Origin of the sequence: Paenibacillus sp. PL91, assembly GCF_012935325.2 — a bacterium.
Taxonomy (GTDB): Bacteria; Bacillota; Bacilli; order Paenibacillales; family Paenibacillaceae; genus Pristimantibacillus.
This window is the reverse complement of the sequence record NZ_JABBYG020000015.1, coordinates 110,517-124,986: the sequence shown is the minus strand read 5'-3', so window position 1 is coordinate 124,986 and position 14,470 is coordinate 110,517. Positions and strand designations below refer to the sequence as shown.

Genomic DNA, 14,470 nt, shown 5'->3' with positions numbered 1-14,470 from the left:
GCAAATTAAACTTTCATTTGTCTATCATTTTTTTCCTGAATTTATCAAAATCCAACTAAAGTCGACAAAAAAAGCCATTCAGCAAGAGGAATCCTCTTTTAGACGCTAAATAGCTCGCTTTTACTAAAAATCAATTAATCCAACGCTAATCAATAAAGCATCGTCAACCTTACGCATCGTTTCATCATCCAAATGTGTAATTTTGTCGGTGAGGCGCTGCTTGTCAATTGTTCGAATCTGCTCAAGGAGTACAACTGAATCACGATCAAAACCATGAGCAGCAGCATCCATCTCAACGTGAGTTGGCAGCTTTGCCTTCTGAATTTGAGCGGTGATTGCAGCTACGATGACCGTAGGGCTGAAGCGATTACCAATATCATTCTGAATGACCAGTACGGGGCGAACACCGCCCTGCTCCGATCCGACGACTGGCGATAAATCCGCAAAAAACACATCTCCGCGTTTTACAATCAACCTCTACACCCCGCTAACGAGACGGCCTAACGTATGATCTGCTTCTTCCTCCGCTTGAAAAGCTTCCGAGGCCATGTTCAGGTTTATTTTCGCCATTTCCATATACCCGCGCTGCATGGATTCTCGAATTTGACGTTTTTTGCGCTCCACCAAATACAGCTTCATGGCTTGCCGAATAAATTCGCTGCGGTTGGAGTTTTCCTTGGCAACAATCCCGTCAACCTCCTCCAGCAAATGATCTGGCAGGCTAATCATGATTCTTTTGGTATTTTGTACATTGGCCACCGAACTCGCACCCCCAAAACTTTTCCAAAACCATATTACTCATTATGACATTATATTGCCGTCGCTATACTTCAACATATCTATGATCGTCGTATATCAAATATGCTGTATGTTTTCATGTATAGTCCTTATAGATGATCTAACTTACTACATTCGTGAGATTTGGCGAAAATCCTCTTCTTTTACGAAAGAATGCAGATGAAGATTTTGCTAATTCGATTTAAGCTTGCAATAAAGGGTTATAAATTGCCATAATTTGGCGACCGCGTACATATACCCGAGGCAATCGTACAGCAAGCATGCAAATGACTTCATAGTTGATCGTGCCAAGCTGCTGTGCCACTTCTTCTACCGTTATAACCGCATCGCCTTGTCGACCAATAAGCACAACCTCCTCGCCCTGCCCAACCGGCAAAGGTACCGCTTGCGAAACAGCAGGATCAAGCGCAATCATGCATTGGTCCATACAAATGGTGCCAAGAACCGGTACTTTCACGCCGCGCACAAGCGCGTGCGCCTTGCCTGACAGCATGCGGCTGAAACCGTCTGCATATCCAATCGGAAGCGTACCGATACGCTCTTCGCCTTTAGTTACATAACGCGTGCCATAGCTGATTCCCCAGCCCGCAGGCGCTGTTTTTGCCATAACGACTTCCGTCTTCAGCGACATAACAGGCTCAAGCTCGATGCGCTGCTTATTAACCTCGTCTGAAGGCAATAGTCCGTACATGCTTATTCCGAGCCGCAGCATGCCTCCAGCAAAGTGCGGCGTATCTATACCCGCAGCACTATTGGCCGCATGAATAATAGGGATAGGCAAGCCTTGCTGCTCAACATATTCAGCCACTTCACGAAATCTGTCATATTGAAGCTTCGTATACTCCTTGTCAGCTTCGTCTGCGCGAGCGTAGTGCGTAAACATCCCTTCAACCTCAAGCTGCGGAACCTGCAGGGCCCTCTCAATAAAGGACACTGCGGCAGCCTTACCGATCACGCCAAGACGTCCCATGCCGGAATCGATCTTGATGTGTACCTTAAGCTTTCGTCCGCTGCTATCAGCGGGAAGCATAGCAGCAGCCTCTAAAACATCTTCTCTAAATAAACTGATCGTAACATTGTGATCTCTTGCAACAGACAAGGCATCCGCAGCCACGAAACCAAGCACAAGAATCGGGGTTTGGATGCCTGCCTTCCGTAATTGCAATGCTTCATCAAGAAAAGCAACTCCAAAATAATCTACGCCAAAGCGTTCCGCTTCACGCGCCACTTCGACCGCGCCATGCCCGTAAGCATTCGCCTTGACCGAAGCCATTAGCTTGCATCCCTCCGGGAGAGCATTGCGGAAAGCTTGTAAATTATGTCTTAAAGCATCTAATGATAGTTCAACCCTGGTCGGGCGATAAAACGATTCCAAGCCTTTCACCTTCTCCTCATCTGGCAGCCATAACAGTCCGAGCAGCAAACATCAATAGCAATAATGTTATACGTTGCTGCTGCGACTGTCAATGAAACGAACCCCGGAAATGGCTAGTACGTCTTGGAAATTCTGCTGTTTCCCAGCTTTATTTCCCGATTTCACCCTGAACCGACTGCGCGATCTTTATCATTTCGGTTTCAGGCAGATTGGCGCTTGTAAGCCGGAATTGATGACCCTCGTATGTCCAAATGAGCGTTTGCTGCTCATCGCCGCTCAGCTGCCCCATCGTAAATCCGAGATCAACCAGCAGTCCTGGCACGTACGATGTTGCCACATCTTTTGGCTCCGTTTGAATAAGCGTATAGCTGTAATCGCCTGTGTAACGGCTCATTAAGCCTGGATTGCCGCCAAATACGATATCGACTAATTCTGGTTCCGATACGCCATCAGGTGTGTACGAAGGAGTCATAGCAGTGAAATCTGCTTCCTCTTCCGGTTTTGCCCCGGTTGCTGCATCGTCTCCTTCATTTTCAGCCGCGTTGGCCGCGTTGCCGCTGTCGTTCGTTTGGTCATTTCCGTCTACTGCAGAGTCTTCTTCTGTCGCATTGCCGCTTTGATTCCCTTCGTTATCAGGTGCTGCTGCATCCTCATTTGCATCTACACTCGTATTGCCATTCGTAGTATCTGTTGCATTGCTATTGCCTGATGCAGCATTTCCATCTTCCTCAGGCGTCGTCATCGTCGGCTCTTCCGTCGTTTGGCTGGAAGGAGCAGCATTCATATTTGCCTCTGTTTCGAATACAGCCTTGTCAAATTTGGGGCCGAAGTCAAACTTGTCAAACTTCACCTCAACCATAACCGCTGCGTTTGTATCGCTGACTTCCACCTGAACCGGCTTGTAATCCGATTTATTCAGCCAAATTTTTTGGCGGGCCAGGGAGCCGTTATTATAATTTGCCATTACATCAAATACGTAAGCATCGTCATCAATAACAAACTGACGTGAATTATCCACTAGAATGCTCTGAATGAGCGTTTGGTATAAGTAGACTTGCCCTTGATTTTGCGGCCAGTCGCTTTGGAAGCGGAACACTTTATTCAGCTTCGGAGTGAGTACGAATACGCCGTCGTCATTGCGAAGCACAATTTGTGTAATATCCTTCTCTTCGTTCGTCAGCTTGATCCGATAGTATTGCGGCTTTTGATAGGAAACCTCCACTTTATACTCAAGTGGCTGCTGTCCTGTACGCAGCGTCATCGTACCGCTTCCTTGATAGCTCTCCATGCTGTTTACTACCTTGTCGAGCTCCTTAACCACGGACTCGGCGTCCTTCGTTCCGCAAGCAGCTAATACTAATGAAAAACATAATAATATTGCCGCGGTCCATGTCATGCGACGCATGTAATCATCCCCTCTGCACATTGTTTTTTACTGGCTGATAACATGTCTATGAGGGGACTTGACCAATTATGCGGACTGGCATGTGCTTGACCAAATTTTTAATTTTCACTCAAGCATACTTTAGAGCCGAGAGACTGCGTACGTCGCGGAATTTGTACATCGTACCATACGGGCCGGAGTGCATCTTGAAGGTAGTATTTAAAATAGAATGGGGCTGTCTAAAAAATAGATAAATCTACTTTTTAGACAGCCCCTTTAGTTTTAGATTAAGCTATTTTAAAAGATTGGATGATCTCGTCGCCTGTAGCCTTCCATTCGTCTAATTGCTCCTGCAAGCAGTTGAAGCTAACGATGATCAACTGGTCGTCAACGACGGTAAATACCATATAATTGTAAACACTAGCGTTATCTCCTTCAACTGTAACTACAAAAGAGAGATACCCTGCTTTCTTTCCATTAATGTCAGCAATGCCATCCTCCATCCACTCTGTTGCGATTGGTTGATACGTCGCGACCATCTGATCCTTAAACGCTTCAAGCTCTTCTTCTTTCAACGGACTGCCCGTCTCGCTCAAAGCAACGTTAATGTTGCCTTCTTCATTCGTAAAGACTTCTTTCGGAGCGTTTCCGGTAGGATATTTGATTTGCTTCATGTCGTCGGACATGATGACGAATTGTTCAGGAATGCGGATCGTAGCAAGGCCGGACATAACGCTTTGCTCTTTGAGCGCGATTGTTCCTTCTGGCGTCGCAGTTTCTTCCGCCGAGTTTTCCGGAGTAGGAGAAGCCTTTGTGTCAGCCGCAGCCTCAGGAGTAGCGGTAGTGTCGACAGCTTCAGTAGGTTCATTGGCTGAATCATTTTGGTTTTGGGAGCATCCTGTAACAATAACGGCAAATACGGTAAGAACGATAACAAACAGCTTTTTCAAAATAATTTCCTCCACGTCTCTATTTATTGTTGCTTTCATCCACCTGGGATCGGAGGATATAATTTTCAAACATGATATCGACACATTAAAGGTCATACTTAATACTTTTTCAGGAAAAAGTTTGGAAATAAGTACTTTTGCACTAATTTCTATAAGGATCATTTATGCGGACTAGTTTGACAAGCATGACAAGCTAGGTGCTTTTTTTCAGATCATGGTGATGAGAATTCATGCTATCCAGCAAAAAAAAGCCGCTTAGAAACGGCTCTTTTTAATAGATTGCTGTGAGGATATGTGGCAATTCAATTGCGATTTCTACTCGGCAGACGTTATCGTCTCGCCCTGTATAGGCTTGATTCCGTCCTTCCAGTTAATATTTATTGACCGGGACTCAAATAAATGCGCGCCATCGGACACCTGAAAATGAAGATGCGCCTCGCTCGAGTTGCCTGAATTGCCGAGCTTGCCCATCTCATCTCCGCGCTTGACCTGATCGCCTGCTTTTACTATGATGGAGCCTTTTTTCATATGAGCCAGATAGCTGTATTCGCCGTTGCCATGATCAATAACGACTACATTGCCGGCTGGCGCTTTCTCATTCATAACGCCGACGGGCTCGTTATCTGGAATATCGTTCACGACGGAGACAACTTTCCCATCTGCTGGCGCAAGCACAGGTTGACCGAAGGCATAATAGCTTTCATTTTTTAGCGGATCGCCTTTGTAGGAATATCCATCCTTGCTCTGTACGATGTCGTAGGCATACCGCTGGCTCTCATGATCATAGTGGTAGTTAATAAGAGCATTCTCTCCTCCCCAATAAACAAACCAATCGCCACGGAGCGGCCAATCGTAAACAACTTTTGTCTTTTTCTCATCCGTTTCCGGCCAATAGGCAAGCGCCTTGATTTGCAGCCCCATGATTACTCCTTCGTCACTAAATACAGCCGAAAGGCCCTTTTCTTTGGTATCGCTAACCCAATTTCGCATTTTGCCGCCATTATGCTGCAGGACAGATGCCTCGTTGAATGACTCGATCCCCTTCACAAATTCCTTCGCACTGGTCGAGAATTCCGCTTTAGTCAATTGTTTCTGGAATTCTGCGCTCATCCGGCTATAAATGGCGTCATATTTGCCGTCAAGCAGCGCTTGAGGCAGATCCTCCGGCTTCAACACATCTTCCACTCCCTCCGCTGTACCTGCAGGATCTGCCGTGGCTTCCGCATTCGCAGCAGCCGGACTGCCGGCCCTATCACTGTTGTTTGTCGCCGTGTTATTCCCACCTCCACAAGCTGTAAGGAGAACAGCCAGTACACCTGCTGCCATTGCCGTTTTGCCAAAGGTAGTGAGCCCGTTAAACGTTTTGCTCTGAGCTTTATTCATTGATACTTCCCCGCTTTCTTTCAAAATCAATTTGGTCTCCCTCATTTTAACAACGAAGTCTTATGCTTAACGAAACGCTCGATTACTTGATCCTTAACTTTCATCCGCCAAAGCAGCGAACGAATTAAGCTTCCGTTAAGACAACGTTTGGTTTATGTCAAAAAATTTCATGCTATGATGGATTAAATGACGATTTTGACGAAGGGAATGAAAGAATGAACGACGCGGCTATTTTGCTTGTCGACGATGAGCAATCCATTCTAGAGCTTCTGATGACAGTACTCCACAAGGAGGAGTATACGAATGTGGATACCGCCATCACGGGAGAAGCGGCTATTGCAGCCTGCGAAGCTAAAACCTATGATTTGATCGAATTGGATGTCCTTCTGCCTGGACGCAGCGGAATCGACATCTGTCCTTTTCTCCGACAAACGACGAATGCCCCTATCTTATTTCTAACCGCTCGAACGACCGATTTCGATAAGCTGACCGGCTTCGCTGTAGGCGGTGATGATTACATAACAAAACCATTCAACCCGCTTGAGGTCGTCGCACGCATCCGCTCTCATCTGCGCCGTTACCTTGCTTCCGCAAGCCTGCTAGCCAGTGAAGCAGAGCCAGAGAGACTCTCAGGCAGGGCATCTGCTGTATACGACTATGGACGGTTTCAGGTCGATGAAGCGGCAGGAGAGCTGACGGTCGAGCAAAAATCGGTATCCTGCCCTGCACTCGTATTTCAATTGCTGCTCTTCTTGTGCAAAAATCCAAATCGCATCTTCAGCAAAAGCGAGCTGTATGAATGCGTATGGGGCGAGGAATCGCTCCATGATGACAATACCGTTATGGTCCATATTCACCGCATTAGGGAACGGATCGAACCGGACCCATCGAATCCGCGCTATATCGTCAATGTGAGAGGACTTGGCTACAAGCTCATCCAAAACGAAGCAAGGAGAACCCATTCATCATGAACATAAAACGCCAGCTAACGATGCGGTTTGTCCTCCAGCTCGCAATCGCCGGCTTGGTTGTCCTTCTGATTGCAGCCATAACGGTCCTCTGGGTCGTTAAACGCTTTGCCGATATTAGCGTTTCCCATGATTTCGCCTCGGTTGGACTGGCTCGGCTCGTAGAATCGTCCGAGCTTGGCCAAAATGGCATACGATTCGATCCGCATCTGCTCGAGCAGGTAAAGAAAAACGATGGATGGCTGCAAAGCTTGGACGAAAATGGCCAAGTCGAGCAATCATACAATACACCCAAAGACGTTCCTCTGCGATATAATCCAGGCGAGCTGATTGCATACTGGAAAGGTGAAAAGCCATATCCTTATCATCTTTATTTGTGGATTCAAGACAAGGGCAGCAAGCGTTACACGCTGTTATACGGTGCCCCAAACCAAATCGACCCTTTATTAAACGAAGCCAGCATCAGCGGAAAATTATCCTCAGGCGGCAAGCTGCTGCTTTCAGGCGAAACAATGGCGCAAATCGAGCTGCTTGGCGGCTTCGTTCAATTGCTTGACTCAGCCGGCAATGAGCTTGCTTCCTATAACAGGCCTGAATCCATTCCGGCTAACTATACGCTTCAAGAGCTTTCACTCCGTACGTTATACAATGAGAGATACGGTTACCATTTCGCTTCCTCCTATGAGGATAAGACCGGCCATACATGGGTAGTCGGACTGCCTAATGCCAGAAGCAGCACTGGAGGAAATAACCTGCTTGTTCCAGAAGAAGCAAAAGTGGTGCTAATCGGCATAATCGCCATGTTCACAGCCATTCTAGTCTTATTCCTGCTGCTATCTCTATGGAATGCGCATCGTTTCGGCGTGCCGATGCTTCATATGCTGACTTGGCTCGATACGCTGGGCAAAGGCGAATACAAAGAGCCTGCTGATCACAAAGGCGTCCGCCACAGCCGAACGCACTTGGGCAAGTGGCGTCGCCGTTACCGCGTCTTTGCAGAGGTTATGCATTCGATCGATCAGCTATCAGACACCTTACAGCGCGACCAAGCCTTGCGGCATCAGACCGATAGTTTGCGTGAGGAGTGGATTGCCGGAATTACGCATGATTTGAAAACGCCGTTGTCATCTATTACAGGCTACGCGCATTTGTTAGCGGAGCCTAAATATGAATGGTCGGTGGAGGAGGTGCGCAAATTTTCCAGCAGCATGCTCGACAAATCAGCACATATGGATGTTCTGATCAGTGATCTTGCGATGACATATCGATTGAAAACCGGCGTCCGTCCGCCTGAGGCAGAGGAGGTTGACTTAAACAGCTGGCTGCGGGGAGCGCTTGAGAAAGCAGCAGCCAATCCCGAGTTTGGCGTAGATCGAATAGTGTTTTACGAATCGCAGAGAGCAGTGGTCGTTAACTTATACACCCCATGGCTAGAGCGGGTGGTCAACAACTTGACGGCCAACTCCTTGCTTCACAACCCATCGGATACGGTGCTCACCGTCAGTATTTTGGCAGATGAGGGATTAACGATACAATTTGCGGATAACGGTACTGGAATGGATGAGGATACATTAAATAAGCTTTTCGAGCGATACTATCGAGGTACGGATACTTCCTCAACGCCTAATGGGACTGGACTTGGCATGGCCGTATCCAAAGGGCTGATCGAGTCTATGGGCGGTCGAATCACTGTAGAGACAGCCTTGGGGAGAGGCACCATCATCCGATTAATTTGGCATTAAACAGAATAACGGAATGGACATTATCTATGAAAAAATGAGGGTTATCCCTGCAGGCCCCTTATGCGACAGCCTTAGGGATAACCGAATAAGCATGCTGCTTACACGCTTGCTTTTTGAAGCTGAGGCACCTCAAAGGTTATCGTTGTTCCCTCCTCGCTTTTGCTAGAAATGCTTAGCCCCGCACCGTACAAAGACAGCAAGCGCCTGTGGATATTGATAAGTCCGACCCCCGTTCGCTTTCTTTGGTCATGGCTCTGCAACAACGTACTTGTCTCGCTTTGCTTCATCCCTACCCCATCATCCGAAATGGAAATGATCAGCTTTGCTTTCTTATATCTAATGCTCAGCACAATCGTGCCTCCTGCTGCCTTTTTCATTACGCCGTGCCGTACTGCATTTTCGACTATCGGTTGTATGCTAAGCGGAGGAATAAACCCTTTTAACGGCTTATCTATTTCGAAAATGACTCGAAGCCGCTCCCCGAAGCGCGCTTGCTCAATCGCTGTATATGCTTGAACCAGCTCCAGCTCCTTCTCCAAGCTCACAACCTGCTCGCGATTTTGAAAATCAAAGTTGCTTCGCAAATAATAACTCAAATCCATAAGCAATTCCGAAGCTTTCTCGGGATCGGTATGACAGATCGATATGATCGTATTCATCGCATTATATAGAAAATGCGGCTTGATTTGGGCTTGTAAAAAAGCCATCTCCGAACGAATCGCCGCTTGCACCGATTGACGCAGCTCAAGCAGCGTCCGCACACGCACGCGCAGTACAGCGCTGTCGACAGGCTTAGTCAGAAAATCGTTCACTCCGGCGCTGAAGCCCACTCCAATATCGCCTTCGAAATTTCTCGCCGTGAGCATAAGTACAGGAAGCTCCGATAACGCAAAGCGTTTACGTATTAATCTGCAAAGCTCGAGTCCGGACATTTCCGGCATCGTCCAGTCCGTAATAACGAGATCGATACGCCGCATGCCAGCCAGTACCTCCAAAGCATCAGCTCCATTATCAACCGCGATGACCGAATAATGGTCTATCGAAAGCAGATTGATCAAAACCTGCAAATTGACCGGATCATCATCAATAATGAGTACCGTATATGGGGAAGCAACATTCCCATGAACGATCGCAGCAGCCGTTTCTTGTGCAGCCGTTTGAATGAGCTCCTCTCCTTGCTCTTCGATCAAAGCTGCTTTGTTAGCAGCGATGATGCTTGCCGATGGCAGAGTAAAATAAAATACGGAGCCTGTACCCGGCTCGGATTGCACGCCAATCTGCCCGCCATTCAGCTCGACGAGCTTTTTCGTGATGCTCAGCCCTATTCCCGTTCCGCTGTAACCCCCTTGCAGATCCATTGCAGCCGCGCTGTTGTAAGGTTCAAAAATATCGCTCAGACGATCCCAAGCCATTCCGATGCCCGTGTCCCTCACGCTGATTTCCACCATCTGGTCTCTCACTTTCGCAGATATGCCGATCTCGCCTTGATGGGTAAATTTCACCGCGTTGCCAAGCAGGTTAAATAGGATTTGCCGAAGCCTATCCTCATCCGTATCCAGCAGAGGGAGGTGTTCAGGCCACTCCTGCGTAAGGCTTATCCCTTTCTTGTCCGCTAAATGTCCAATGACCTCCAGCACTGACTGCGCGGTTGCCGGAAGGTCAATGGCTTGCCGATTTAAGACCAGCTCCCCGTTGCGCAAAGTCGAAAAGTCCAAAATATCATGAATAAGGTAGTTCAGCCTTCTTCCCGTCGAAACGATCATCGATAGCTGCCGCGATTGATCGGGGTTCGTCGCCCCCGCTACCCCCTCGAGCAAAGATTCTGCAATATTTACGATGGCGTGCAGCGGCGTACGAAGCTCATGCGAGGTATTCGCCATAAACTCGTCCTTAAGCCCATCCAGCGTCAATAGCCTTCGCGATAGCTCCTCCACTTTATAAAAGGAATGAGAAAACTGCCGAGACAGCATGACAACCTGAACGATAACGAATATAAGAAGCTCAAAAGAAAGGAAGAAGAAACTTCCTAGCAAACCAAATACATTCATTAAATTAACCATGGCGTACACCAGAATGCATATGGCGCTCAACAACAAAAAAAACGCATCGCGCGAGCGGTGAAGCACTCCCTTAACAAGCGAGTAAATCAGTACGGCATTTATAAAAAAAGAGGGTGCTAATGCGAGCGGAAACCACTCGGAGTATGGCAATGTTGGCAATAATATGGCAGCAATAATGGCGGCAACTGTAATCATGTTGCATCCTCGCCATAAAGCTTTGCCAACGGCATGCGGAACGGATACATTCACGTAATGCAAAAGAAAGTAATACGCGCATGTCGCGGATATACTTTGCAGCTTCAAGATCCATTCATAATTCAGCTCCGGCAACGCTATCGCTACCAATTTCTCACCATGCGTCAATACATAAACTAATATAGATAGGCAAAACAATGCCAAATAAAGCAATGAGCGCTCCTGCTTCCGCATAAAAAACAAAAGAAGAAAGAAGACAGCAAATAAGGAGAATCCGCCGACATTCAAAAAATCGCCAAACAACGCCAGCTCGCGGCTCTTCCGAATGTCATCCTCATGTCCAAACCAAATGGGATATATCATCCCGCCCGATTCATAAATGTAATTGGAAACTTGAACGATAACCTCAACCTGGTTGCCTTCTACCGATACAAAGCCTACATAAGGGATGTTATTGGGCCTTCCTGCTTCCTTAGATGCGCTCGGCCTTCCGCTTCCCCCTGCTTCCCTGCCATTAAGAAACACTTTATTAGCCATCCGAATGTTCGTTGTACGAATGCCGTATAAAGTCTCATTGTCCTTGCTGCTCAGCTCTACTCTGAGTCTATAGGTACCGAACCCTGCAGCCTCTGGATGGCCAGATTCCGAAATATAGCTATTCCACTCGCCAGGCACAGGAAAAAGACCTGTAAGCTCAGGCCTCTTGAGCGCTGAAGACGCCGTTTCAGCAAAATGCTCAGGCGTCAGCAGCTGATTGCGATAAAACTCCCATTCCCCATTTAGAGCCACATTGCCGTCAGATTCGAAATTCCAATTCCGCAAATCAAGGGCACCCGCACTGGACTGCGGCTCTCCTTGACTCGCTATATTATAAAAATAACCATAAATAGGAAAAGATGAAACTATAATGAAAAATAAAATGATCGCCCACCATTTCTTTGTCATCCGATTATTGCCTTTTTGCATAAAGCCCCCTACATCTTTTCATCCATATCCCGTATATTTCCACATTTATAATACCATGGAGTAGAGATATGGACTACTAGGGAGCATGTAATGGACTGCTAGAGAACATGTAAGGACTGCTAGAGAACATGGAGACAGCACTAGTCTTCCTCTTTCTTGAGATCCTCCAGCAGCAGCTGCAAGTCGGGATTCGCTGGCGGTTCCTTCAGCTCCAAGCTCCGCAAAGCTTCTACTGCGATTTGGAGCACCGCATAATTGCGATACCATCTATTATCAGAGGGCACCACATGCCATGGCGCTTCTTTGCTGCATTTCTCGAACAGCTCCTCGTAATACCCGCGATACTGCTTCCATGATTTGCGCTCCAATAAATCGGAAGGATCAAACTTCCAATTTTTGCTCGGGTCCTCGATTCGGCTTATAAGCTTCTCAAGCTGGAACTGCTTCGATATATGCAAAAAGATTTTGACCACCTTCACACCGCGATCGGACAGCAAGGCTTCGAAATGATTAATATGCTTAAACCGCTGCTTGGCCTCCTCGTCCTTCACCTTTCCATGCACTCTCGTTATGAGCACTTCCTCGTAATAGGAACGATTAAAGACAGCGATTTGGCCAAGGGCGGGAACTGCGTGATGCGCTCTCCACAAAAAATCATGACTCGCTTCCACCTCCGTAGGCGTCTTGAAGCTGTGGGCAGATATGCCATGCGGATGCAATCCAGCAAACACTTTCTTAATAACCCCATCTTTTCCGCTGCAATCCATGCCCTGAAAAATAAACAGCACCGCCTGTTCCTTGCCAGCGGCGAGCTTCTCCTGCAAATGCTGCAGCTCCTGCTCAAGCTCCGCAATCTTCTGAGCAGCCTCATCCTTGTTTAGAAAACGGCCTGTATCCTTCGGATCGATATCGGTCAAATCCACCTTTTTCCTGGCGGGCAGCCTATAGCTCTTGGACATTCACATCACAGCCTTCCCTATCATTATTTATTTATTAGTATCCCACTAGGCTTTCTTCTAAACAAATATCCGATCGCAATTTTGGCGCACCATAGCGCGAAGACGCAGAAGATAGCTGACCATACAAAGGCCGGTAAAAACGTTACTCCGCTTAGGCTAGCTGCATCTCCTGCAGAAGCAGGCTCGGTAACCGCAATATAAAATAAAATAAACGGACTAATGACTGACTCCACCAGACAAATGAATGCGAGCAGCAAATAATAACCGGTCCGCAGCCAGCTTGGTGCAGCAAAATAAATAAGTACCGTCAATGCCGTAAAACCCGCGCTCCAAGCCATCCCATACCCATTTCGAACAAATAGAGCAAGCGCGACTCCCGCTGCTGCCGCAATTAAGGCGAGTCCAAAGCGGTCCTTTCCTTTCGCATGCAAAAAGAAAAGCAGCAAGGAAAACAACGCCGAGCCGGTATAGCCCGCGAGCGCTATCGGAATGATCATCCAGCTGTTAGTATACGCCGTATAGGTCACACCGCTCTGGTCAGCGTACAAGTAAATGTGCATGACGCTCCCCTTAAGCAGAAGCGTCGCAACTGCATGGGCAAGCTCGTGGACCAATGTATTTACGTTTTGAAAAAATGCCGAAAAGGGAATGAATCGGGTCAAAAAAATCGTAACGATAAGGATAACCGCCATTCTAAGCCAAGAAAACATGCATCAGCCTCCAATCCTCTGCTTTTATTTTAACTCATCATACGGATGAGAAAGATTTATTTTTCAAACGATCCTTAAATGGGTAAGAATAAGAATAGAAGCGAGAGGAGAGATATTATGGGACGTTACATTGAGGTTGAAAAAAACGTAAGGCTTTACGTTGAGGATATCGGCTCCGGCACCCCCGTCATCTTCCTGCATGGCTGGCCGCTGAGCAGCCAGATGTTTGAATACCAGTTCACTCTGCTGTCCGAGCAGGGCTACCGCTGCATCGGAATTGACCAGCGCGGCTTCGGCAAATCTCACGCACCAGCAACGGGCTACGACTATGATCGGCTTGCAGATGACGTAAAAGCGGTTGTCGATTATTTGAAGCTGGATCAGGCTTATCTGGTCGGCTTCTCAGTAGGCGGAGCGATCGCTGTCCGTTATATGGCGCGCCATGGCGGCTATGGCATCCGCAAGCTTGCGCTGCTTGGCGCGGCTGCTCCTTCGTTCACGCAGCGGGATGATTTTCCGCATGGCATGAAGAGGGAAGATGCCGATGCCCAAATCGCCGCTGTCAAAAAGGACCGTCCTCAGCTCCTGCGCGATTTTGGGGAGAAGTTTATGGCTAAAGCATCGGATGCGGAAGCGATAAGCGTGCCCTTTAAGGATTGGCTGCAGCAGCTGGGTCTGGAAGCCTCCGCTTGGGGAACGGTTCGAACGTTCGAATCGCTTCGCGACGAGGACTTGCGCTCCGATATACTGCAAATCAAAACGGCTACCACGATTTTCCAAGGCTCGCTCGACACGATCTGTCCGCCTGAGTTTGCGAAGCAGCTGCTGGAAGGCATTGACGGCTCGACGCTCGTAACCTTTGAGGAAAGCGGCCATGGCATGCTTTATGATGAGCCTGCCAGATTCAATAAAGAGCTTATGGAGTTTTTAAAATAGACATAAAAAAGGCGGAGCAGGATAACACCTGTTCCGCCTTTTTT

12 protein-coding genes are annotated in these 14,470 nt (G+C 47.7%); 3 read left to right on the top strand and 9 right to left on the bottom strand.

The window, feature by feature from the left end; genetic code table 11:
- Nucleotides 1-123: 123 nt before the first annotated feature.
- The 6 genes from HI950_RS26665 to HI950_RS26640 all read right to left on the bottom strand — a co-directional run bounded on the left by HI950_RS26665 (nucleotide 124) and on the right by HI950_RS26640 (nucleotide 5,890).
- Nucleotides 124-474, bottom strand: coding sequence for a type II toxin-antitoxin system PemK/MazF family toxin (locus HI950_RS26665; RefSeq protein ID WP_028609438.1), 351 nt, complete (start codon nucleotides 472-474; stop codon nucleotides 124-126).
- 3 nt (nucleotides 475-477) lie between these two features.
- A complete protein-coding gene (locus tag HI950_RS26660; RefSeq protein ID WP_028609437.1) occupies nucleotides 478-759 on the bottom strand; it encodes a CopG family ribbon-helix-helix protein in 282 nt (93 codons plus the stop codon).
- Between the two features lie 220 nt (nucleotides 760-979).
- Nucleotides 980-2,173 (bottom strand): alanine racemase, encoded by a 1,194-nt coding sequence (alr, locus tag HI950_RS26655; RefSeq protein WP_169089474.1) that lies wholly within the window; start codon nucleotides 2,171-2,173, stop codon nucleotides 980-982.
- Nucleotides 2,174-2,321: 148 nt separating this feature from the next.
- Nucleotides 2,322-3,578 (bottom strand): outer membrane lipoprotein-sorting protein, encoded by a 1,257-nt coding sequence (locus HI950_RS26650; protein ID WP_169089472.1) that lies wholly within the window; start codon nucleotides 3,576-3,578, stop codon nucleotides 2,322-2,324.
- Between the two features lie 266 nt (nucleotides 3,579-3,844).
- Nucleotides 3,845-4,546, bottom strand: coding sequence for a hypothetical protein (locus HI950_RS26645; protein WP_187768170.1), 702 nt, complete (start codon nucleotides 4,544-4,546; stop codon nucleotides 3,845-3,847).
- A 276-nt stretch (nucleotides 4,547-4,822) separates the two neighbouring features.
- Nucleotides 4,823-5,890: a peptidoglycan DD-metalloendopeptidase family protein gene (locus HI950_RS26640; RefSeq protein ID WP_223285515.1), complete on the bottom strand. Its 1,068-nt coding sequence runs from the start codon at nucleotides 5,888-5,890 to the stop codon at nucleotides 4,823-4,825.
- A 215-nt stretch (nucleotides 5,891-6,105) separates the two neighbouring features.
- Here HI950_RS26640 and HI950_RS26635 point away from each other — a divergent pair, with 215 nt between their 5' ends.
- Both HI950_RS26635 and HI950_RS26630 read left to right on the top strand, forming a co-directional pair.
- Entirely contained in the window at nucleotides 6,106-6,861 is a 756-nt protein-coding gene (locus tag HI950_RS26635) for a response regulator transcription factor (RefSeq protein ID WP_169089468.1), read from the top strand.
- Nucleotides 6,858-8,600, top strand: coding sequence for a sensor histidine kinase (locus HI950_RS26630; RefSeq protein WP_169089466.1), 1,743 nt, complete (start codon nucleotides 6,858-6,860; stop codon nucleotides 8,598-8,600). Before HI950_RS26635 ends, HI950_RS26630 begins: the two co-directional genes overlap by 4 nt.
- Nucleotides 8,601-8,698: 98 nt before the next feature.
- Here HI950_RS26630 and HI950_RS26625 read toward each other — a convergent pair whose 3' ends face one another.
- The 3 genes from HI950_RS26625 to HI950_RS26615 form a co-directional block, all read right to left on the bottom strand.
- Nucleotides 8,699-11,821: a hybrid sensor histidine kinase/response regulator gene (locus tag HI950_RS26625; protein ID WP_169089464.1), complete on the bottom strand. Its 3,123-nt coding sequence runs from the start codon at nucleotides 11,819-11,821 to the stop codon at nucleotides 8,699-8,701.
- Between the two features lie 140 nt (nucleotides 11,822-11,961).
- Nucleotides 11,962-12,780 (bottom strand): PPK2 family polyphosphate kinase, encoded by an 819-nt coding sequence (locus HI950_RS26620; RefSeq protein ID WP_169089462.1) that lies wholly within the window; start codon nucleotides 12,778-12,780, stop codon nucleotides 11,962-11,964.
- A 23-nt stretch (nucleotides 12,781-12,803) separates the two neighbouring features.
- On the bottom strand, nucleotides 12,804-13,490 hold the full coding sequence (locus HI950_RS26615) for a M50 family metallopeptidase (RefSeq protein WP_169089460.1): 687 nt from the start codon (nucleotides 13,488-13,490) through the stop codon (nucleotides 12,804-12,806).
- Between the two features lie 117 nt (nucleotides 13,491-13,607).
- Between HI950_RS26615 and HI950_RS26610 the strand changes: the two genes are divergently transcribed.
- On the top strand, nucleotides 13,608-14,426 hold the full coding sequence (locus HI950_RS26610) for an alpha/beta fold hydrolase (RefSeq protein WP_169089459.1): 819 nt from the start codon (nucleotides 13,608-13,610) through the stop codon (nucleotides 14,424-14,426).
- Nucleotides 14,427-14,470: the final 44 nt, after the last annotated feature.

Excerpts from the sequence above, each read along its gene's own strand:
- HI950_RS26640 (WP_223285515.1), bottom strand. The coding sequence starts at position 5,890 with ATGAATAAAGCTCAGAGCAAAACGTTTAACGGGCTCACTACCTTTGGC.
- HI950_RS26625 (WP_169089464.1), bottom strand. The coding sequence starts at position 11,821 with ATGCAAAAAGGCAATAATCGGATGACAAAGAAATGGTGGGCGATCATT.
- HI950_RS26650 (WP_169089472.1), bottom strand. The coding sequence starts at position 3,578 with ATGCGTCGCATGACATGGACCGCGGCAATATTATTATGTTTTTCATTA.
- HI950_RS26620 (WP_169089462.1), bottom strand. The coding sequence starts at position 12,780 with ATGTCCAAGAGCTATAGGCTGCCCGCCAGGAAAAAGGTGGATTTGACC.
- HI950_RS26635 (WP_169089468.1), top strand. The coding sequence starts at position 6,106 with ATGAACGACGCGGCTATTTTGCTTGTCGACGATGAGCAATCCATTCTA.
- HI950_RS26610 (WP_169089459.1), top strand. The coding sequence starts at position 13,608 with ATGGGACGTTACATTGAGGTTGAAAAAAACGTAAGGCTTTACGTTGAG.
- HI950_RS26645 (WP_187768170.1), bottom strand. The coding sequence starts at position 4,546 with ATGAAAGCAACAATAAATAGAGACGTGGAGGAAATTATTTTGAAAAAG.
- HI950_RS26630 (WP_169089466.1), top strand. The coding sequence starts at position 6,858 with ATGAACATAAAACGCCAGCTAACGATGCGGTTTGTCCTCCAGCTCGCA.
- HI950_RS26615 (WP_169089460.1), bottom strand. The coding sequence starts at position 13,490 with ATGTTTTCTTGGCTTAGAATGGCGGTTATCCTTATCGTTACGATTTTT.